This window comes from Serratia sp. CY43202 (assembly GCF_052168755.1).
Taxonomy (GTDB): domain Bacteria; phylum Pseudomonadota; class Gammaproteobacteria; order Enterobacterales; family Enterobacteriaceae; genus Serratia; species Serratia bockelmannii.
In genome coordinates this window covers 41,268-62,137 of the sequence record NZ_JBJNMB010000002.1, presented here as the reverse complement: position 1 = coordinate 62,137, position 20,870 = coordinate 41,268, and the positions used below count along the sequence as shown (strand labels likewise).

Annotated in this window: 15 protein-coding genes, 2 tRNA genes, 2 pseudogenes and 1 riboswitch; of the genes and pseudogenes, 12 read left to right on the top strand and 7 right to left on the bottom strand. The window is 61.0% G+C overall.

Annotation, left to right across the window (positions count from 1 at the left end; all coding sequences use genetic code 11):
* Positions 1 to 53 precede the first annotated feature (53 nt).
* The 4 genes and pseudogenes from ACJ8J5_RS02265 to ACJ8J5_RS02250 all read left to right on the top strand — a co-directional run.
* Complete coding sequence (locus ACJ8J5_RS02265; RefSeq protein WP_442520466.1) at positions 54 to 2,252, top strand: TonB-dependent siderophore receptor; 2,199 nt, start codon at positions 54 to 56, stop codon at positions 2,250 to 2,252.
* 137 nt (positions 2,253 to 2,389) lie between these two features.
* Positions 2,390 to 3,910, top strand: a pseudogene (locus tag ACJ8J5_RS02260) ((2,3-dihydroxybenzoyl)adenylate synthase); the annotation flags it as partial.
* A gap of 60 nt (positions 3,911 to 3,970) precedes the next feature.
* On the top strand, positions 3,971 to 5,245 hold the full coding sequence (locus ACJ8J5_RS02255; protein WP_334273620.1) for a salicylate synthase: 1,275 nt from the start codon (positions 3,971 to 3,973) through the stop codon (positions 5,243 to 5,245).
* 697 nt (positions 5,246 to 5,942) lie between these two features.
* Positions 5,943 to 6,182 (top strand): annotated as a pseudogene (locus ACJ8J5_RS02250) (DUF4942 domain-containing protein); the annotation flags it as partial.
* 128 nt (positions 6,183 to 6,310) lie between these two features.
* Here the strand turns inward: ACJ8J5_RS02250 and ACJ8J5_RS02245 are convergent.
* Positions 6,311 to 6,400 (bottom strand) — tRNA-Ser (locus tag ACJ8J5_RS02245).
* A gap of 92 nt (positions 6,401 to 6,492) precedes the next feature.
* Between ACJ8J5_RS02245 and mtfA the strand changes: the two genes are divergently transcribed.
* Together mtfA and ACJ8J5_RS02235 are read left to right on the top strand one after the other, a co-directional pair.
* The gene (gene mtfA, locus ACJ8J5_RS02240) at positions 6,493 to 7,293 is read left to right on the top strand and encodes a DgsA anti-repressor MtfA (protein ID WP_025303395.1); all 801 of its coding nucleotides are present in this window, start codon (positions 6,493 to 6,495) and stop codon (positions 7,291 to 7,293) included.
* Between the two features lie 99 nt (positions 7,294 to 7,392).
* Positions 7,393 to 7,468 (top strand) — tRNA-Asn (locus ACJ8J5_RS02235).
* 54 nt (positions 7,469 to 7,522) lie between these two features.
* Here the strand turns inward: ACJ8J5_RS02235 and gap are convergent.
* From gap to ACJ8J5_RS02215, 4 genes are all read right to left on the bottom strand, one after another.
* Positions 7,523 to 8,533, bottom strand: a complete 1,011-nt coding sequence (gap, locus tag ACJ8J5_RS02230) for a type I glyceraldehyde-3-phosphate dehydrogenase (protein ID WP_025303396.1) — start codon at positions 8,531 to 8,533, stop codon at positions 7,523 to 7,525.
* A gap of 77 nt (positions 8,534 to 8,610) precedes the next feature.
* Positions 8,611 to 9,585, bottom strand: a complete 975-nt coding sequence (locus ACJ8J5_RS02225) for a GlxA family transcriptional regulator (RefSeq protein ID WP_173890076.1) — start codon at positions 9,583 to 9,585, stop codon at positions 8,611 to 8,613.
* A gap of 126 nt (positions 9,586 to 9,711) precedes the next feature.
* Entirely contained in the window at positions 9,712 to 10,446 is a 735-nt protein-coding gene (locus tag ACJ8J5_RS02220) for an SDR family NAD(P)-dependent oxidoreductase (RefSeq protein ID WP_043140014.1), read from the bottom strand.
* Between the two features lie 13 nt (positions 10,447 to 10,459).
* Positions 10,460 to 11,482 carry an LLM class flavin-dependent oxidoreductase gene (locus ACJ8J5_RS02215; protein WP_025303399.1) on the bottom strand — a complete coding sequence of 341 codons (1,023 nt, stop codon included), beginning with the start codon at positions 11,480 to 11,482 and terminating at the stop codon, positions 10,460 to 10,462.
* A gap of 149 nt (positions 11,483 to 11,631) precedes the next feature.
* A riboswitch (TPP riboswitch) is annotated at positions 11,632 to 11,734 on the top strand.
* Positions 11,735 to 11,796: 62 nt separating this feature from the next.
* Between ACJ8J5_RS02215 and tenA the strand changes: the two genes are divergently transcribed.
* From tenA to ACJ8J5_RS02195, 4 genes are read left to right on the top strand one after another with little or no spacing between them, the layout of a single operon-like run.
* Positions 11,797 to 12,480: a thiaminase II gene (gene tenA, locus ACJ8J5_RS02210; protein WP_414104377.1), complete on the top strand. Its 684-nt coding sequence runs from the start codon at positions 11,797 to 11,799 to the stop codon at positions 12,478 to 12,480.
* Positions 12,477 to 13,217, top strand: a complete 741-nt coding sequence (locus ACJ8J5_RS02205) for an ABC transporter ATP-binding protein (protein ID WP_414104376.1) — start codon at positions 12,477 to 12,479, stop codon at positions 13,215 to 13,217. The genes tenA and ACJ8J5_RS02205 overlap by 4 nt, the downstream gene beginning before the upstream one ends.
* On the top strand, positions 13,214 to 13,981 hold the full coding sequence (locus ACJ8J5_RS02200; RefSeq protein ID WP_414104375.1) for an ABC transporter permease: 768 nt from the start codon (positions 13,214 to 13,216) through the stop codon (positions 13,979 to 13,981). Before ACJ8J5_RS02205 ends, ACJ8J5_RS02200 begins: the two co-directional genes overlap by 4 nt.
* Positions 13,982 to 14,016: 35 nt before the next feature.
* Complete coding sequence (locus ACJ8J5_RS02195; protein WP_308370059.1) at positions 14,017 to 14,952, top strand: ABC transporter substrate-binding protein; 936 nt, start codon at positions 14,017 to 14,019, stop codon at positions 14,950 to 14,952.
* Here the strand turns inward: ACJ8J5_RS02195 and ACJ8J5_RS02190 are convergent, their stop codons facing one another.
* Positions 14,953 to 15,693 (bottom strand): transporter substrate-binding domain-containing protein, encoded by a 741-nt coding sequence (locus ACJ8J5_RS02190; protein WP_197781618.1) that lies wholly within the window; start codon positions 15,691 to 15,693, stop codon positions 14,953 to 14,955.
* A gap of 285 nt (positions 15,694 to 15,978) precedes the next feature.
* On the opposite strand from ACJ8J5_RS02190, the gene opgB reads away from it, so the two are divergent.
* Positions 15,979 to 18,282, top strand: a complete 2,304-nt coding sequence (opgB, locus tag ACJ8J5_RS02185; RefSeq protein ID WP_414104374.1) for a phosphatidylglycerol--membrane-oligosaccharide glycerophosphotransferase — start codon at positions 15,979 to 15,981, stop codon at positions 18,280 to 18,282.
* Between the two features lie 139 nt (positions 18,283 to 18,421).
* On the top strand, positions 18,422 to 19,885 hold the full coding sequence (locus ACJ8J5_RS02180; protein WP_060433496.1) for an AMP nucleosidase: 1,464 nt from the start codon (positions 18,422 to 18,424) through the stop codon (positions 19,883 to 19,885).
* Between the two features lie 36 nt (positions 19,886 to 19,921).
* On the opposite strand, the gene nac is transcribed toward ACJ8J5_RS02180, so the two are convergent.
* On the bottom strand, positions 19,922 to 20,845 hold the full coding sequence (gene nac / locus ACJ8J5_RS02175) for a nitrogen assimilation transcriptional regulator NAC (protein ID WP_043139985.1): 924 nt from the start codon (positions 20,843 to 20,845) through the stop codon (positions 19,922 to 19,924).
* Positions 20,846 to 20,870 lie beyond the last annotated feature (25 nt).

Below are 20,870 nucleotides of genomic sequence, written 5' to 3'. Positions count from 1 at the left end.
CTCAAAAAAAGCATTAAGAAAACCTTTTGATTTTTATCAGGCAGAGGATTGTTATGGAACGCACCGCTTCGTATTTGGCAGGAAAAAAAATCACACAACGCACAGTAACGGGCCTTTCACTTTCTTTACTCACCCTCGCGCTGCAAAGTGCCTGGGCGCAGCCGCAGCCGCAGCCGCAGCAGAACAGTTCAACAATAACGGTCATCGCACAAGGTGAGGAATCACATGGCAGCCGGCTTTCGGCAAAAGAAAGCAGCAGCGCAACTAAAACCACGACACCGCTGGTGGAAACGCCGCAATCGGTGTCAGTGATCACCCGTCAGCAGATGAATGACCAAAACTCACGCAGCCTGAACGAAGCACTGCGCTACACCCCAGGCGTAGCGGCCGAGCAATGGGGCGGCGTAACCGCATTTGATCAGTTCACTATTCGCGGGTTTAATTACAGCGACACTGGCTATTCCGATGTGTTTCAGGATGGTTTACGTAATACCAATGGCCTGCTCTTTGGCGTGCAGCAGGCCGACCCTTTCCTTCTGGAACAGATCGATGTCTTACGCGGCCCCGCTTCCGTGCTGTATGGATTGTCAAATCCCGGCGGTGTTATTGCGCTCACCAGCAAATTGCCGACGCATGAAACGATTCGTCATGTGGAAGTTGAAGGTGGCACGCAGAATTACGGACGGGTCGGCCTGGACTTTGGTGGGGCAGTGAATGACAGCGGAAGCGTACTCTACCGCTTCGTCGCTACCGGCCATCTCGCCGACGGCATGCAGCAAGGCACGAAACTCAAAGGCTATGCGCTGGCCCCCTCCATCACCTTTAATCCTGACGATGACAACAGTCTGACGCTTTACTCACGCTTTCAGTACGATCCGGATTTAGGGGTGATCACTTCTCTGCCTGCCTATGGCACGGTGTTCACCAATCCAAATGGCAAACTGCCGCTGGATACTTACCCTGGTGAGCCAAACCACAACACCTTTAGTCGTAAGCAATCAACGGTGGGCTACAGCTACACCCATAGTTTCAGCGAAGACTGGTCCACGGTCTTGAAAGGTCGCTATTTCGGCGAAACGTCCAACTATGATGCGGTGATCATGTCAGGTCTGAACGACGATATGCGCACCATTAGCCGCAACACCGCTGTCTCTGACGAGCATTACAACACGCTCAATTTTGATAATCAGATCCATGGCTTTTTCGATACCGGCGCCTTGAGTCATGAGTTACTGACGGGTGTGAGCGTTGACCATATGCGCGGCCATGCTAACTACGGTAGCGGCAGCGTGTCATCTCTGGATATTTATCATCCTGACTATGGTGTCGCCGAATTTGGCCCAACCGCACTGTGGCAAGATAGCCGCGTCTCATCCACACAAACAGGCGTCTATCTGCAGGATCAAATTGCCTGGCAGCAGTGGCGTACCACGCTGGGTATCCGCCACGACTGGAGCAAAATCATCAACAAAGATTTTCTCTACGGCCAGAATTACGAGCAGCACGATCAGGCCACCACGGGACGCGTCGGCCTGAATTATCTGTTTAACAATGGCATCTCGCCTTATTTCACCTGGGCGCAATCTTTCCAGCCGATTGCCGGTCTTTCTCGCGATCAACAACCCTTTAAACCCAGTCGCGGCGAACTCTATGAGTTTGGCGTGAAGTATCAGCCACCGGGCACCACGACCCTGCTTTCTGCCGCTGTGTACAACCTGACACAGGACAAGAGCCTGAGCACTGACCCGGCGAATTCCGCTTTCCAGACTCAGGGCGGAAAAATTCGTGCACGCGGGCTGGAACTGGAAGCCAAAGGCGCCCTAACCGATCAATTTAGCGTGATCGGCAGCTACACCCTGCAACAGGTGAAATACACCCAGGACACACAAGGCCGCGAAGGCAAAACCCCGTTGCGCGTGCCACGTACATTTGGTGCGCTGTGGCTGGACTGGCAGGCTCCAGCAGGCACAGAGGTTGAGGGTTTAGGCGTCGCTGTGGGGGGGCGTTTCAGCGGCGGCACCAAAGGCGGCACCATGGACAATCAGTTTAACACCGGGGGTTATGGCCTGATGGATGCTTCAATTCGTTATGAGCTCGGCAAACTCGCTCCTTCGTTACGCGGTGGCAAAGTGCAACTGACAGCACAAAACCTGCTGGACCGCAAAGTTGTCGCGGGCTGCTATTCCATCGACACGGGCTGTTTCTGGGGAGCAGGCCGTCAGGTAATTGCCAAATTTAGCTGGGACTTTTGATGTCATTGCCGGCCAGTGCGGCTGGCAATCCTTTTTCGGCAAGGAGAACGATCATGAACGAACGTCAACGTTATAGCGCCTGGAGTGACAATGAGCGTGAACACTATCGACAAAATGGCTATTGGGTCGATCAACCACTGGGCGAACAGTTACGCCAATGGGCAATTCGGCAACCCACCAGCATCGCGCTGGTGGCAGGAAAGCAACGTCTGAGTTACGCCGGGCTGGATAATCTGGCCGATAGACTTGCTGCGGGATTAGCCGCGCGTGGGATTCGCTCACAAGATAATGTGTTGCTGCAGTTGCCAAACTGTATTGGCCTCGTAGCCACGCTGTTCGCTCTGTTCCGTCTCGGCGCACGCCCAATTCTAGCCATGCCCGGCCAGAAAGCGGCAGACATTGATGCCTTGAGCCAACTGGCAGAACCCAAAGCCTGGTTTTATCCTCAGCGCTACCTTGGGCATGACTATCAAACATTGGCATCGGATATGGCGGTTAAACATCCCGGTATGCAGCGCTGGCAGGTGAATATCCATGACGATGCGGACTCACTGATGACAGCGTTCCAGTCCGAGCCCCGGCCTTTACCTGCACCGCATGCTGAAGATATTGCTCTCCTCCTCCTTTCTGGTGGCAGCACCGGTACGCCCAAATTGATACCACGCACGCACGCCGATTACTTTTACAACGCACGTCGCATGGCGGAGATCTGCCAGCTTTCCAGCCAAAGTGTGTATCTGGCGACGTTGGCTGTGGCACACAACTTCACCCTCTCCTGCCCGGGAGTGCTGGGCACGCTATTCTCAGGCGGCAAAGTGGTGCTGGCGCAAACATCAGGCTGCGATGAAGTGTTCCCTCTCATTGAGCAGGAGAAAGTCACTTTCACTGCACTGGTGCCACCGCTTGTCACCCTGTGGCTGGAGTGTCGGGCATGGGACGAAAGCGACCTCTCCAGCTTGCAGTTCATTCAGGTAGGGGGAGCGCGGTTGGATAGTCAACTGGCAACAAAAGTCAAACCCGCCTTTGACTGTCAGCTCCAGCAAGTTTTCGGTATGGCTGAGGGACTGATTTGTTGCACGCGGCTTGATGATAGCGATGACGTGATTTTACACACTCAGGGTCGGCCGATTTCAGATGCGGACCAAATAAGAGTGGTGGATCAGGATGGATTGCCCGTAGGAACCGAGGCCTCCGGCGAACTGCTGACCCGCGGCCCCTATACTATCGGCGGCTATTATCGCGCTGAAGCGCAAAATCTGCAGGCGTTCACACCGGATCATTTTTACCGTTCTGGTGACCTGGTGCGCCTGACCGATGGGGGCAACTTCGTCGTGGAAGGTCGGCTCAAAGAGCAAATTAATCGTGCCGGTGAGAAGATGGGTTGCGCAGAGATTGAGTCGTTTATCGCTAATCACCCTGATGTGGCAAGCTGCGTCGTAATTGGTGTTGAGGATGCACGCCTGGGTGAACGTATCTGTGTCTGTTTACCGGGTGATACCCACCTGACGCTGGCTGGTTTACGTGGCTACCTGCAGCAACAAGGCGTCAGCAATAATAAACTGCCTGACCAGTTATTGCCCGTTAAGCGTTGGCCATTAACCGCCGTTGGCAAGATCGATAAGCGTCAGTTGGCGAATATTGCCGCGCTTGCCCTGGACAGCAGCGAGTCCAGGCATACCCTCATCCTGCAGGCTGACCCGCTCGATGTCATTTACCACTTGCTGAAGAACGAATCTGATTGTCACATTGCCTATGAGCGCGACGGATGCTGGGATATTGGAATAGGCAGTCAGGTAAAAATCTCACTGTATGTTGAACGTGCTGAACTTACCCTGCCCAACGCCGTGGAAAAAAGCTGGCAAGGTGGCAGCTGGCAGACAAATCTGCAACAGGCGCTGGATGCGATACCCTTTAGCGACTGGCAGGCTTATGGTGTGAGCCATTTCGAGTTTTCACACCTGATACACGATGTGCGGCCAAAACACTTGCCTGAGGCAACTCCCCTGTTGACCCTCTTTATCCCGCGCGTGCAAATCAAATTAAAGCCGGGGGAAGCACAACTGATCGCGTCTTCTGATCAGGATTTATCGCAACTGATGAAACGTGTTCAGGCGGCGGATCGTGTTGCAGTGTTTCCAGAACCTGATGTTCAATGGCAAGCTTCAATCGCCAAACAGATTCACGAACAGGATGCGCACGACTATTGCCAGCGCGTTGCCCTGGCCGTGGAAGAAATTCAGCGCGGTGAATATCAGAAAATTATCCTTTCTCGTCGAATAACCCTTGCCGATCCAGTCGATTTATTGGCCAGCTATCACGTTGGCCGCCGATTCAATACCCCGGCGCGTTCGTTTGTTGCCCGATTGAACGACGATCACTTCATTGGATTTAGCCCTGAGACGGTGGTTGAAGTCTCCGGCTCTGGCGCGGTCAGCACTCAACCACTGGCCGGCACGCGAGCACTTACCGCTGACGAGGCCGAAAATCGGCGATTGCGCGAAGTGCTCAGTAACGATACGAAAGAAATTGCTGAGCATGCGGTGTCCGTCAAGCTCGCCATTGAAGAACTGATCCCCCTATGTGAGCGCCATTCAACCCACGTCAGTGATTTTATGCATGTCTCACTGCGCGGCAGTGTGCAGCATCTGGCCTCTCGGGTAAAAGGACAACTTCGCAAAGAGTTCGATGCCTGGGATGCCTTTGGCGCACTGTTTCCCGCAGTAACCGCTTCGGGGATACCTAAGCGCCCGGCGATAGAAGCGATTCAGCGGCTGGAACCGGTCTCACGCGGTGCCTATAGCGGCAGCGTGTTCATGGTCAATAGCCAGGGTGAAAAAGATGCGGCGCTGGTGCTGCGCTCGCTTTATCAGCATGGTCGTGGAGTGGCCTTACAGGCTGGTGCGGGGATTATTGACCAATCATTGCCTGACAGGGAACTGGAAGAGACCATCGAAAAATTACAGTCGGTTAGCCGTTTTATTATTCCTCAGTAAGGTTTGCTCGTGATGAAGGGCCTATGCGGCTCTTCATCAAAAAACTAAAGAGCGATTTCGCGGAAGATGATTTCGGCTTCCAGACGTGTTCATTCAATCGCTGGTCGACGTGAGGCATGAAAGATAAAAGCTGTTTCATGTGCCACCGCACGGGTGCAGTCAACTCTGCAGGCGTGCTAAGGCTTCACCGCACTGTGCGCAATATCTAGAATGTGCGCGCCATTAATGCGCATCTGTTCTATCATGAGACAATCCTGTCTGCTTAACATGGGGTCTAAGAACCTTAAGAGAGCTTATGCAGGAAGGAGTGGACAAAAGTCACAAGGTTCAGCGGTCAATGCTATTCGTACTAGGCACCAGACGCTCGACATCCTCACGCTCATAACTTTTGATGATCGCCATGTATGATTGCTCCAACTCTTCACCCGGACAAAAGCGGTTGTGTATCGCTATCGCACAGCACTGAACAAAGTCAGAAAAGACTTTGTACCGGTGATGATAGCGTGCCGTTTGGCCAAAGAGGCCGAGGAATTGTAGTGGCACAGTAAATTTGGCCACCTAATTAAAGGTGATATTCTCACCTCAACCTGAAACAGGTGACTTAATACGCCAAGCATGGAACCAGAGTCGGGGCTCTGCTGGCGCACGCACTGCGGCGGCCGACGGTCGTCAGTCCCCGGATACGCGTCCTACCTGGCGACGAGCTCCGCTTGAACGCATGCTGATATTGCTTGATAGCAAACCGATCCCGGACAATCGCGAAGATGCTACTCGCCGTCTTGGCGATCATATCCATTCAAAAGGAGCAGTACCTACTATGAGGATGATATGTTCGCAATCAGGTACCTTCAGAAAGGAACGGCGCACATCATTTTCAAACGCCACGGCTTGGTTCACAATAGTCGCAAAGCACTACCCGAATATGCTGGCTAAGTGATACTGTGTTCTGCAGAAAGTTGTCTAATAGAGTCCAGAAGGAATCAAAGCAAGCTAGTCATGAATGGCATACTGGAAGATGGTTAAATGATAAAAAATCATTTAACTCAATGTGATAATCAAATTTAGTGGCGGAGAGAGGGGGATTTGAACCCCCGGTAGAGTTGCCCCTACTCCAGTTTTCGAGACTGGTCCGTTCAGCCGCTCCGGCATCTCTCCTAACAACGCTTGCTATCATGCCCGCTTTTACGGCATTTTTACAGCATTAGCACACCGCTGAACGTTCAAGTGACGACTTTACGAGCAACCTGATGATTAAATGGCCGTGGAAAGCGACTCAACCCTCTCAACCCCAGGCAGACACTCAGGCCCAGTGGCAGGACGCGTTGGCGATCCCGCTGCTCTCGCCGCTGAATGAGCAGGAGCAGCAGCGGCTGGTGGCCGTTGCCGGGCAGATCTTGCAGCAAAAGCGCATCGTGCCGCTGCAGGGGCTGCAGCTCACCTCGCAAATGCAGGCGCGCATCGCCCTGCTGTTCGCCTTGCCGGTGCTGGAACTCGGCGCGGAGTGCCTCGACGGCTTCAACGAAATTCTGCTCTACCCCACCCCGTTCGTGGTGGAAGACGAATGGCAGGACGAGATCGGCCTGGTGCACTCGGGGCCAGTGGTGCAGTCTGGCCAAAGCTGGGAACAGGGGCCGATCGTGCTCAACTGGCAAGACGTGCAGGACTCTTTCGATCTCTCTGGTTTCAATCTGGTGATCCACGAAGCGGTGCACAAGCTGGATATGCGCAACGGCGGCGTCGCCACCGGCGTGCCGCCGATCCCGCTGCGCGAGGTGGCCGCCTGGGAACATGATCTGCACGCCGCGATGGAAAGCCTGCAGGACGAGATCGACATGGTCGGTGAAGAGGCCGCCAGCATGGATGCCTATGCCGCCACCGATGCGGCCGAGTGCTTCGCCGTGCTGTCGGAGTATTTCTTCAGCGCTCCCGAGCTGCTGGCCGAACGCTTCCCGGCGCTGTATCAGCACTTTTGCCGCTTCTACCGCCAGGATCCGCTGGCGCGCCTGTTGCGCGGCCAGGTGGAAAACGACGCGCAATGGGCTGATTGACGGGCTTATTGCTCAGATACCGAGCAGTCGCACCGCCTGGGGCAATTTAGCGTTGACACACCCGGGGCCGCTGGATATCATGCGCCCCGTTCACACGATTCCTCTGTAGTTCAGTCGGTAGAACGGCGGACTGTTAATCCGTATGTCACTGGTTCGAGTCCAGTCAGAGGAGCCATATTTAGAGAAGCCCGCTTAAGGAAACTTAAGCGGGCTTTTTGCTATGGGGCGTTTACAGCCCGCGTTTTTCCATCAGCAGCGCCAGATCGACCAACCGATTGGAGAAGCCCCATTCGTTGTCATACCAGGCGAGCACTTTCACCAGATTGCCGCCGATCACCAGCGTGGACAGCCCGTCGATGATCGACGAACGCGCATCACCCCGGTAGTCGCTCGACACCAGCGGTTCATCGCTGTAGCCCAGGATCCCTTTCAGCGGGCCGGATGCCGCCGCCGCGCGGAAAGCGGCGTTAATCTCTTCCACCGTCGCCGGGCGTTTCAACGTCACCGTCAGATCGACGATCGAGACGACCGGCACCGGCACCCGCAGCGAGTAACCGGTCAACCTGCCGTCGAGATCCGGGATCACCTTGCCGAGCGCCTTGGCCGCGCCGCTGGAATAAGGCACGATCGATTCCGCCGCCGCCCGCGCGCCGCGCAGATCTTTTTCCGGCTGATCGTGCAGCGCCTGGCTGTTGGTATAGGCGTGAGTAGTGTTCATCAGCCCGTATTCGATGCCGAACGCCTGATGCAGCACCTGCGCGGCGGGCGCCAGCCCGTTAGTGGTGCAGCTGCCGTTGCTGACCACTTTATGCAGCGCCGGATCGTAGAGCTGGTCGTTAACCCCCATGACGATGGTGATGTCGTCGTTCTTGGCCGGCGCCGAGATAATCACCCGCTTGGCGCCGCCGTGCGTGATGTGCACTTCCGCCTTGGCCTTGTCGGTAAAGAAGCCCGTCGCTTCGATCACCACGTCAACGCCCACGCTGCTCCAGGGGATCTCGGCGGGGTCGCGCTGCGAAAACACCTGAATCGGCCGGCCGTCCAGCAGCAGTTGGTTGTCGCCGGCTTCCACCCTGGCCGCCAGCGTGCCGGAAAGCGTGTCGTATTTCAGCAGGTGCGCCAGCGTTTTGCTGTCCGTCAGATCGTTGATCGCCACCACTTCAAAATCGCTGCGCCCCAGCGCCGCGCGCAGCACGTTGCGTCCGATCCTGCCAAATCCATTAATGCCTACTCTCACCATGATGCACTCCTCGTTTTGGGCTTTGCCTCAACTCTAGCCCTGCCCCGAGGCGGCGTAAATGACGTTTACCGATCAATTTACGCCAAATTGCGCGCGTGAAAGCGTTCGCGGTATTCGCTCGGGGTCAGCTGCAGTTTGCGTTCAAACACCCGCCGCAGGTTAAGGCCGTTGCCAAAGCCGGTGGCCAGGGCGATCTGCTCGATGCCTTGCGCACTCTGCTCCAGGCGCTGCCTGGCGGTATGCAACCGGCCTTCTTCGACGAATTTGGCGGGAGAAATGCCCGTCTCGCGGGTGAATACGCGGGTAAAGTTGCGCGGGCTCATCGCCACGCGTTCGGCCAACCGATCGACGCTGAGATCGTCGGCGAGGTTTTCCAGGATCCAGGACTGCAGGTCGCGGATCGGGCCCGGCGATTTGGCCTGGTTGAGCGGGTAGCGGCTGAACTGCGCCTGCCCGCCGGGGCGGCGCAGAAACATCACCAGATCCTGCGCCACTTCGCGCGCCTGCACGAAGCCGTAATCATCCTCCACCAGCGCCAGCGTCAGATCGAAGCCGGAACTGACGCCGCCGGAGGTCCAAATCGGCCCGTCCTGCACGTAGATCGGGCCGTTTTCAACCTGCACCCGCGGGAAGCGCGCCTGCAGCGTTTCCGCCAGCCGCCAGTGAGTGGTCGCCCGCCGCCCGTCCAGCAACCCGGCCTCGGCCAGCAGCAGAGCCCCGCCGCAAACCGAAGCGATACGGCGCGTCTGCGGCGCCGCGCGGCGCAGCCAATCCGCCACCAGGGCGCCCTCTTCTTCGGTTGCCCCCTTGCCGGCAACAATGACGGTATCGCGCGGCAGGGCCGGATCGAGATCCGCCAGGCGATGGTCAGCCAACAGGCTCAGCCCGGACAGGCCGTGCACCACCCGGTGAGATTGCGTAGTGGCGACCGCGATCTGATACAGCGGCGTCTCGGCGGAACTCAGGCGACTAGCCTGCATCAGGATATCGGCGATGCCCGCCGCTTCGAACAGCATGCCCCCTTCAGGGACGATAATCAGGAATGTATGCATGGCGATAATTACAAGAAAGAGCAAAACAGGCCAGACAACCACTGTATAAGAAAAGCGCCGCGGGTTCACCCTGCGGGCATAAAAAAGCCCGCCGATAACCTCGACGGGCCTGGAAGGAATAGCCATTCAAACCTGCGGCAAGCTCACCCCGCCGGCGCGCGCCAATTGCGCCAGCAGCGCCGTTTGAAACGCCTCGTCGTGTACCGCTGCATGGGGTTCGAGGCGCTGCTGATGGTGCCAATAGCCGCCGGACGCCAGGGCCTGCGGTTCATCGCTGCTCACCAGCCACGCCTGCGTCACATGCCCCAGCGCCAGATCGTCGGGCGCGTCCGCGCCGCCCATTTTGGTCGGCACCCAGCCGGGATCGACCGCGCTGCTGATCACGTCAGGCCACAGGCGCGCCACGGCGGCGGCCAGCGCGGTGACGAACAGTTTGCTGTCCGAATAAGAACCGGCGGCGCCGCCAAGCCAATCCACGCCGTTCAGTTCCGCCACGCCGTCAAAGTGCATACTGCTGCTCAGGTAGACGATACGCTTGGGGCGTTCGATCAGGGCCGTCAGCAGGTAGGGCGCTATCACGTTCACCGGCATCACCTGCGGCCCGGTGAACATGCCGGCATTATGGATCACCGCGTCCGGGCGACCGAGGCGATTGACCTGCTCGGCGAGCTGCCGGATCTGCTGCACATCGGACAAATCGCCGATCGTCGCCTGTGCACCGCGATCCAGCAGATCGCGCACCGCGTCCAGACGGCCGGGCTCACGCGCATGCAGAATCACCTGATGTCCTTCGTCCAACAGCGTTTGCGCGGCGGCGCGGCCCAGCCCGTCCACCGAGCCGGTAATGAAAATGCGTGACATGCAGCTCCTCCGTTTAGCGCCAGCCGAGCGCCGGCGCGACATGGGTTAAAATCGATTCGATAACGTGGGCGTTGTAATCCACGCCCAGTTGGTTAGGCACGGTCAGCAGCAAGGTATCCGCTTCGGCGATGGCCTCGTCCTGCGCCAGCTGTTCGATCAACGCGTCAGGTTCTGCGGCGTAACTGCGGCCAAAGATCGCCCGGGTTTGCGCATCGATATACCCCAGTTGGTCGCCTTCCTTACCGCTGCCGCCGAAGTAGTTGCGATCCCGCTGATCCACCAGCGCGAAGATGCTACGGCTCACGGAAACCCGCGGCTCATGCGTGTGGCCGGCCTCTTGCCAGGCGGCGCGGTAGGCGCGGATCTGCTTGGCTTGCTGGATGTGGAAGGGTTCGCCGGTCTCGTCGTTCTTGAGCGTCGAGCTTTGCAGGTGCATGCCGAGCTTCGCCGCCCAGACGGCGGTGGCATTGGAGCCGGCGCCCCACCAGATGCGGTCGCGCAGCCCGGCGGAAAACGGTTCCGGCCGCAGCAGCCCGGGCGGATTCGGGAACATCGGCTGCGGATTGGGCTCGGCGAACCCTTCGCCGCGCAGCGCTTCCAGGAACACTTCGGTATGGCGGCGGGCCATGTCCGCATCGGTTTCGCCGTCGGCCGGGGCATAGCCGAAATAGCGCCAGCCGTCGATCACCTGCTCCGGCGAGCCGCGGCTGATGCCGAGCTGCAGCCGCCCGCCGGCGATCAGATCCGCCGCGCCAGCGTCCTCCACCATGTACAGCGGATTTTCATAGCGCATGTCGATCACGCCGGTGCCGATCTCGATGCGTTGGGTTTTGGCGCCGATGGCGGCCAACAGCGGGAACGGCGATCCCAGCTGGCGCGCGAAGTGGTGCACGCGAAAATAGGCGCCGTCTGCCCCCAGATCTTCGGCGGCGACCGCCAGATCGATGGACTGCAGCAGCGCATCCGCCGCGGAACGGGTGCCGGACTGGGCGGAAGGCGACCAGTGGCCAAACGAGAGAAAACCAATCTTTTTCATCGGGCATCATCCTCAGAGGCAAAACATGGGCCTACAGTGACAAAAATCGCGCGCTCTGCGCCAGCAAAATCACCCCCGATCGCACTAAACGAACCGATTGCCGCCGCGCCGCCCGGCGATTGTAATCAAAAAACAAATGTCGTATAACAAGCAGCTCCGAGGGGTGTCCTGTTACGGGCTGAGATGGCGCAAGCCGAACCCTTTGAACCTGATCTGGGTCATGCCAGCGAAGGGACGGTTAGGCAACAACGCTCTCACCCGTTGCCTGTTCATACCCCAGCGTGCCCGGATCTCCACTGACTCAAGGAGGTCCCATGTCCATCACTACCCTGTTCGAAAGCGGTCTTTACGGCCGGCTGCGCCACCATGCCGGCAGCCACTGGCAAGATTACGTCGATCACCCGTTTCTGCAGCAGCTGGCCGCCGGCACCTTGCCTGAACGCGCTTTTCGCCGCTACCTGACGCAGGACTATCTGTTCCTGCTGCACTTCGCCCGCGCCTACGCGCTGCTGGTCAGCAAGCTGCGCACCCTGCCGGAGATGCGCGCCGCCACCGCCTCGCTCAACGGCATCGTCGCCGAACTGCCGCTGCACGTGGCCTACTGCGCCGAATGGGGGTTGAGCGAAGCGCAGATCGCCGCCCAGCCGGAAGCGGCGGAGACCATGAACTACACCCGTTACGTGCTGGATATCGGCCATGCCGGCGACGCCCTCGATCTGCTGGCCAGCCTGCTGCCCTGCGTGGCCGGCTATGCCGAAATCGGCCTGCGGCTGCTGCACGATCCCGCCACCAGGATGGAGGGCAATCCTTACGCCTCCTGGATCCGCAACTACGGCGACGAGGGCTATCTGGCCGGCGTGCGTGCCGCCATCGAGCTGCTCGAGACCGTCGGCCACCAGCGCGGCGCGCAAAGCCGCCTCACCGAGCTGGCGCAGATTTTCACCACCGCCACCCAGTTGGAATCGGCATTTTGGCAGATGGGGCTGAACGCTTCATGACCTCCCCGCTTCTCCCGCCCGGCATCCAGGTGCGGGATCTCAGCCTGCGTTTCGGTCAGCAAATCGTCTTCGACCGGCTGAGCTTCGACATCGCCGGCGGCAGCTTCGTCGCCCTGCTCGGCGCCAGCGGCGCCGGCAAAACCAGCCTGCTGAAGATCATCGCCGGCCTGGCGCAGGCCAGTTCGGGCACGGTGACTGGCAGCGACGGTTTGCCGATCGCCGGGCGCATCGCCTACATGGGGCAAAAAGACCTGCTCTACCCGTGGCTGACCGTCGAGGAGAACGTCGCCCTCGGCTCGCGGCTGCGTGGCGAAACGCCGGACCGGGCGTGGGTGGCGCATCTGCTGGAGCGCGTAGGCCTGGCCGCGCATGGCCGCAGCCTGCCCGCCGCGCTGTCCGGCGGCATGCGCCAGCGCGCCGCCATCGCCCGCACGCTCTACGAACGCCAGCCGATCGTGCTGATGGACGAACCCTTCTCCGCATTGGACGCCATTACCCGCGCCGAGATCCAAAGCCTGGCCGCCGAACTGCTGGCGCAAAACACTGTGCTGCTGATCACCCACGATCCGATGGAGGCCTGCCGCCTGAGCCACCGGCTGCTGGTGCTGTCGCCCTGGCCGCTGAGCCTCGACGATACCCACCGTATCAGCGGGCAACCGCCGCGCGCGCCGGATGACGCCGACCTGCTGAAAAGCCAGGCCGAGCTGCTGCAACAGCTGGTGAGGGCCGCGCAATGAAGATTGCCAAAGAGCGTGGGCTTACCCGCCTGCGGCGTGGGCTGACGGTGTTTGCCGGGCTGCTGCTGCTGTGGTGGCTGGCGGCGCAAAGCGGCATTCCGGCCTTTCTGCTGCCCACGCCGAGCGCGGTGGCGCAGGCGCTGTGGGACGGGCGCGGCTATCTCGCCTGGCACACGCTGGTCACGGCTTCGGAGATCGTCAGCGGGCTGGTGCTGGGCGTGATGCTCGGCGCGGCGCTGGCGCTGTGCATGATCTTCTCGCCGCGGCTGCAGCGCTGGCTGATGCCGCTGGTGCTCACCAGCCAGGCGATACCGGTGTTCGCCCTGGCGCCGCTGCTGGTGCTGTGGTTCGGCTTCGGCATGAGCGCCAAGGTGGCGATGGCGGTGCTGGTGATTTTCTTCCCGGTGGTGTCGGCCTTTTTCGACGGGCTGCGCCGGGTCAACAACGACTATCTCGATCTGGCGCGCACGATGCGCGCTTCGCGCTGGGCGCAGCTGCGGCACGTGCGGCTGATGGCGGCGCTGCCGGCCTTCGTCTCCGGCCTGCGCATGGCCGCCGCCGTCGCGCCGATCGGCGCCATCATCGGCGAATGGGTCGGCTCGGCCGAAGGTCTGGGCTACGTGATGCTGAACGCCAACGCGCGCATGCAGACCGACGTCTGCTTCGCCGCGCTGTTTATTTTGGTGCTGATGACCGTGCTGCTGTGGGCCGCGGTGGATGCGCTGCTGCGGCGTCTGATCGCCTGGGCGCCGGAAAACGACTGATGATTGCAACCATAACCAGGGATAAAGGAACGACCATGATCAAACAAACCCTCTGCGGGCTGCTGCTGGGCGCAGCCATCACCGGCCAGGCCGGCGCGGCCGAAAAGCTGACGCTGGTGCTCGACTGGTACATCAACCCCGATCACGCGCCGATTATGGTGGCCGAGCAGATCGGCGCCTTCAAGGCCGCAGGGCTGGACGTCAAGATCGTGCCGCCGTCCGATCCGGCGCTGCCGCCGCGGCTGGTGGCCGCCAAACAGGCCGACCTCGCCATCACCTATCAGCCGCAGCTGCATTTCTTCGCCGATCAGGGCCTGCCGCTGATGCGCGTCGGCACGCTGATCAACACGCCGCTGAATACGGTGATCGCGCTGGATAAAAACATCACGTCGCCGGAGGATCTCAAGGGCAAAACGGTGGGTTACTCGGTCAGCGGCATCGAGCAGGCGACGCTGGCCACCATGGTCGAACACGAACACCTCAAGCCGCAGGACATCAAGCTTATCAACGTCAACTTTCAGCTGACCAGCGCCCTGCTGGCGGGCCAGGTCGATGCGGTGATCGGCGGCTACCGCAACATCGAAGCGCTGGAGCTGAAGCTGCAGGGCAAGACGCCGGTGGTGTTCAACGTCGAAGATTACGGCGTGCCGGCCTATGACGAGCTGATCATCGTCGCCAACCGCGATGCGGTGAACGAGCCGAAAATCCGCAAATTCCTCGCCGCGCTGAAGCAAGGCAGCGACTACCTGCATGCGCACCCGCAGGACACCTGGCTGGCGTTCGCCAAAGCGCACCCGGAGCTGAATACCGAGTTGAACAAACAGGCGTGGCAAGCCAGCCTGCCGCTGTTCGCGCGCGATCCGGCCAAGTTGGATCGCGCGCGCTACCAGGCTTACGAACAGTTCCTGTTCGACAACAAACTGATCAAGAAAATCACCCCGGTGGAACAGTACGCGGTGGAGCTCGACTGATCACGCCGAGGCGGCCGGCGGCGCCACCGTCACCTCGCCCTGGCCGCTGCGCTGCAAGGCCGCCTTCACCAGCCCGTTGGCTTTGCAGCGCTCGATAAACGCGTTCACGTAGGCGGCGCCCTGCGTTTTTTGCCGCGGCACCGCCATCGCCTGGCGGATGGCGGTGAAATGCCCGTCCAGCACCCGGTAGCCGGGATGAGCGGCCGCGGCGGCCAGCAGCGGTTGACGCACGCCGGCCGCCGCCTCCAGCCCCCGTTCGAAAAACAGCGCGATCGCCTCGGCGGAGGTTGCCGCCCGCACCAGCTGCGCCTGCTGCAGCGTGCGCGATAAAAACAGATCGTACGCCGCCCCCTGGCCGACCGCGATGCGCACCTCCGGCCTGTCGAGCTGCGCCACCTCAAAGTAAGGCGCGTCGTTCGCCACCAGATAGGTTCCCTCGATGATCACGTAGGGTTCGCTAAAGGCGATCTGCGCCGCGCGCACCGGCTCGATGGCCATAAACGCCAGGTTCCAGGCGCCGCTGTCCAGGTCGGCGAACACCTTGCCCGCCGCATCATAGGTGACCAGCTCGAGCGCCACGCCCAGCTCCTGGGCCAGCGCGGCGGCCAGCTCCACCGAAGCGCCTTGCGGTTTACCGCCGGCCCCGGCCTGCGCCAGCACCGGATTGCCGTAGTTGATCGCCGCGCGCAACACGCCTTGCGGGGCCAGATCGTCGAGTACCGCGGCGGGAATCTTCTGCATACTTCCTCCTGAATGGCTGATGGGCGCACCGTCGTGGCGCTCATTAAGCGTAGAGCGAAACCTCCGACCAGCAAGCTTTCGCCGCCGAGGCCGCCGCCCGTGTGATTAACGTCACACTATTGTCATAAAAATGTACAATAGCCGCCGTTCGTCGGCCGTAGCGGGAGATCGCGCGTTGTTCCGCCGCCGGCAATAGGCTATACCCTTCACTTTTCGCGCCGCGGCACGCTCGGCGGCGCAGACCAGGGCAGCAACGTTTTTTTCCAATCAGACAGGGTTTGGCGGATGGTTTTAGCAGTCGTTTCGTTTGTTCTCTTTTTGGCGTCGATCTTGATTTATCGCACCCGGGCCGCCGCCAACCGCTGGTGGTTCGCCATTTTGCTGACGCTGCTCGGCAGCTATCTGGTGCTGAACGTCATCCTGATCGCCAGCAACTACTTTACCGGTGACGGCATCACCGACGCGGTAATTTACACCGTCACCAGCAGCCTCAAAGGCGCGGGCATCAGCAAATACGTGCTGCCGTTTATCGGCCTGCTGGCGGCGTTGGGGCTTATCTTCGCGGTTCTGGCCCGCAGCCTGCTGCGCCGCAAGGCCAAAGGCAGCAGCGTGGCCTACAGCATCGTCGCCGTGCTGCTGGCGCTGTTTTCGGTCGGCACCACCCCGGCGTTTCAGGACATCTCGCTGCTGGTCAAGAGCCAGATCGTCGGCGATACCGCCGATTTCACCACCTACTACAAGGCGCCGAAAAAGACCGTGCAGGGCAAGCGGCCGAACCTGGTGTACATCTATGCCGAGAGCCTGGAGCGCACCTACTTCGATACCGAGCTGTTTCCCGGCCTGGCCGACGAGCTGAACGCCCTGCGCGCGGACAGCATCGATTTCAGCAACACCCAACAGCTGCCGGGCACCGGTTACACCATCGCCGGCATGGTCGCCTCACAGTGCGGCATTCCGCTGTTCGCGCCCTTCGACGGCAACGCCTCCAGCGCGGTCTCCACCTTCTACCCGGAGAACGTCTGCCTGGGCGACGTGCTGAAGGCCGCCGGCTACAGCAACTATTTCTATCAGGGCGCCGAGCTGGCGTTCGCCGGTAAAGACACCTTCCTGAAATCCCACGGCTTCGACCACGTTTACGGCTTCAAAGAGCTGCGCGAACAGGTCGCCGATCCGAGCTACAAAAACGACTGGGGCTGGTACGACGACAGCGTGCTGGACGTGGTGTACGGCAAGTTCGTCGAGCTGTCCAAACAGCGCCAACCGTTCTCGCTGTTTACCCTGACCGTCGATACCCATCACCCGGACGGCTTTATCTCCGCCGGCTGCAGCAAGAAAAGCTACGCCTGGCAGAACAAGGAAAACCGCTCGCTGAGCGCGGTGGCCTGCAGCCAGCAACACATCGCCGCGCTGATCGACAAAATCAAACGCTCGCCCTATTTCAGCAACACCGTGATCGTGGTCTCCTCCGATCATCTGGCGATGAACAACACCGCCTACGACATCCTGACCAAACAGAAGCGCCGCAACCTGTTCTTCATCATCGACGGCACCCGGCCGCAGGCGGAGCAGCGCAACGAGAAGCGCAGCACGCTGGACAACGGCGCCACGGTGCTGGACGTGATGGGCGGCGACAACTACATCGGCCTCGGCCGCAGCAGCCTGTCGGCGCCGTCGCTGTCTACGGTGTTCCTGAATATCGAAGAGAAAATTAACGGCTGGAAACCGGCGGTGATCAACCAGTGGGGCCTGCCGAACCGCATCAGCGACTACAGCGTGGACACGCGCCAACGCAGCTTCAGCTTCTCCGGCGTCACTTACAAGGTGCCGTTCATCCTGCGGGTGGGCGACAACCGCATCGAACCGATGTTCAACGTCTACCTCTCCACCCCGCTGCGCAAACAGCTGGCCGGGCTGGGCGCGGGGGAGAAATTCGTCTGGGTCGATAAATGCTACGAGATCGGCCGGGTCTGGGCGCCGCAGCTGGCGCTGAGCACCGACATCTGCGTGGCCTCCGGCACCCTGGCCTCGCCGCCGCAGATCGCGCAGGCCAGAGGCGAACGCTTCAACGGCAAGGTGAACTTCACCGGCCCGGCGACGGACAGCGTCGCCGATTACCAAAACGCCGTCGCTCGCCTGCAGGTGGACGATGCGGCGGTGAAATACCGGGCGGACGCCATCGAGTTCATGCTGCCCGGCCTGCCGGAGCAGGTGAAGGCCATTACCGGCGTTTCCGCCGTCGAGGAGTGGGGCCGCTGGTCCGACGCCAACCTGGCGCCGGCGGTCGACATCGATTACGTCGACCCGCTGCCGAAGACCTTTGATCTGGTGCTGCGCGCCCGCGCCTACGGCAACAACGTCGGCGAACCAATTTCGGTGCGCGTCGGCGACGAAGAGCGCTTCGTGTCGCTCGGCGAGCAGGACAGCACCGTCACCCTGCGCTTCGACAACCCGCGCGGCGCGCAGAAGATCAGCATTACCCCGCCGGCACCGACCGAGCCGAAAGAGAGCGCCAGCGGCGGCTTCACGCCGAAGAAGCTGGGCATCGGCCTGGTATCGCTGAAGGTCGAAGCGGCCGCTCCCGCCTCCTGATCCCCCCGCCTTCACGGGCGCGGTAATTTCTTTGCCGTGCCCGTCATTTCGACCAAGCTTTTACGCCCTGCTTCGGCTAACCTGTGACGGTGAAATGCCGCCAATCCCGCCCCAGAGCCGGGACATCGAAGGAGAAAGTATGAGCTATGCCCCACCTCGCAGCGGCCTCAGCGCCGATCAGGCACTCGATCAACTGGAAGCCCTGTATGACGCCGCGGTAGACGCGCTGCGGCAGGCGGTCAGTGACTTTATCAGCCACGGCACCCTGCCGGACCCGCAGGCGCGCACCGCCGGGCTGTTCGTGTATCCCGAGCTGCGCGTCAGCTGGGACGGGCAGCAGTCCGGCCCGAACAAAACCCGCGCCTTCGGCCGCTTTACCCATCCCGGCAGCTACAGCACCACCGTGACCCGGCCGCAGCTGTTCCGCCACTATCTGGCCGAACAGCTGGCGATGCTGGAACACGACTACGCCGCCCATATTGAAGTGGCGCCGTCGCAGCAGGAGATCCCGTTCCCTTATGTGATCGACGGGTCCAGCCTGGCGCTCGATCGCTCAATGAGCGCCGGTATCGCGCAGCATTTCCCCACCACCGAGCTGGCGCAGATCGGTGACGAGACCGCCGACGGTCTGTATCACACCACCGACAACCATTTCCCGCTGTCGCATTTCGATGCGCTGCGCGCGGATTTCTCGCTGGCGCGTCTGCGGCACTACACCGGCACCCCGGTGGAGCATTTCCAGCCGTTCGTGCTGTTCACCAACTACACCCGCTATGTGGACGAGTTCGTGCGCTGGGCCTGCGCGCAGATCGCCGATCCGGCCAGCCCGTACATCGCGCTCTCCAGCGCCGGCGGCACCTACATCACGCCGGAAACCAGCGCGCCCGAACAGGCGGTGTCCGATCTGGCGTGGAAAAACCACCAGATGCCGGCCTATCACCTGATCTCGCGCACCGGCCAGGGCATCACGCTGATCAACATCGGCGTCGGCCCGTCCAACGCCAAAACCATTTGCGATCATCTGGCGGTGCTGCGCCCGAGCGCCTGGCTGATGATCGGCCACTGCGGCGGCCTGCGCGAAAGCCAGAAGATCGGCGATTACGTGCTGGCCCACGCCTATCTGCGCGACGATCACGTACTGGATGCGGTGCTGCCGCCGGATATCCCGATCCCGAGCATCGCCGAGGTGCAGCGCGCCCTGTACGACGCCACCAAGATGGTCAGCGGCATGCCCGGTGAAGAGGTCAAACAGCGTTTGCGCACCGGCACGGTGGTCACCACCGACGATCGCAACTGGGAGCTGCGTTACTCCGCTTCGGCGCGGCGCTTCAACCTCAGCCGCGCGGTGGCGGTCGACATGGAGAGCTCCACCATCGCCGCTCAGGGTTACCGCTTCCGGGTGCCGTACGGCACGCTGCTGTGCGTCTCCGACAAACCGCTGCACGGTGAAATAAAACTGCCGGGCCAGGCCAACCGCTTCTACGAAGGGGCGATCTCCGAGCACCTGCAGATTGGCATCTGCGCCATCGATCTGCTGCGCGCTGAGGGCGATCGTCTGCACTCGCGCAAGCTGCGCACCTTCAACGAACCGCCGTTCCGGTAACGGTGCTCAGGCCCGCTGCGGCGGGCCGTTTTTTCCTCAACGCACCAGCGCCAGTGCGCGTTTTTCCTGGCTGCGGCCGCCGGCGATCGACAGCAGCAGATCTTTGACCAGCAGCGCCGGGGCGGACAGTGCCTGTTGGCCCGACATGCACAGCGCCAGCGGCACCGACATTGTCGGCGCATTGATGCGTGCCATCCAGGCCTTGGCCGGGCCGATCATCGCGCGCGCCACCGATTCCGGCAGCACGGTCGCCCCCAGCCCGCTGGCGATCGCGGCGCTCAACGCACCCGAGGATTCGATCTCCCCCACCACGTTGGCAGCCAGCTTGCGCAGCGCCATCGCCTCCTCCAGCTGGTTGCGCACCGCATCGCCCTCGCGCGGCAGGAACAGGTTCAGCCGCGCCACGTCCAGCAGCTCGACGCTGTTGCCGGGATGCGGCACCGCGCGCGTCGCCACCAGATAGAGATCTTCCCGCATCAACGCGATGGCGTGCAGCCCAGCGGGCATTTTGGCGCCGTAGACCATCGCCATGTCCAGCGTCTGGTTAGCCACCTGTCCGGTGAGCGTCGTGCCGCCGTTTTCATGCAGGCTGAGCAGGATACCCGGCTGCTGATCGCGCAGAGTCTGCAGCAACGGCAGCGCCAGCTGCGCCGCGGTGCTGCCTGACGCCAGCCCGAGCGACACCTGGCCGCTCATCGCCTGTCCGGCGCTGTTAACCGCGCTCTGCGCCTGCTCGCACTGGCGCAGAATGGTCTGCGCGTGGGCATACAGAATGTTGCCGGCCTCGGTCGGCTGCACCCCGCGCTTGGTGCGGATCAGCAGCTGTTGCTTCAGCTCTCCTTCCAGCGTCGCCAGCTGCTGGCTGAGCGCCGGCTGGGCGATGTGCAACACCTCCGCCGCCTGAGTCAGGCTGCCGATATCGACGATTTTCACGAAGTACTTCAGACGTCTGAAATTCATAGTGCCTCCAGCGAGCCGCTAAATT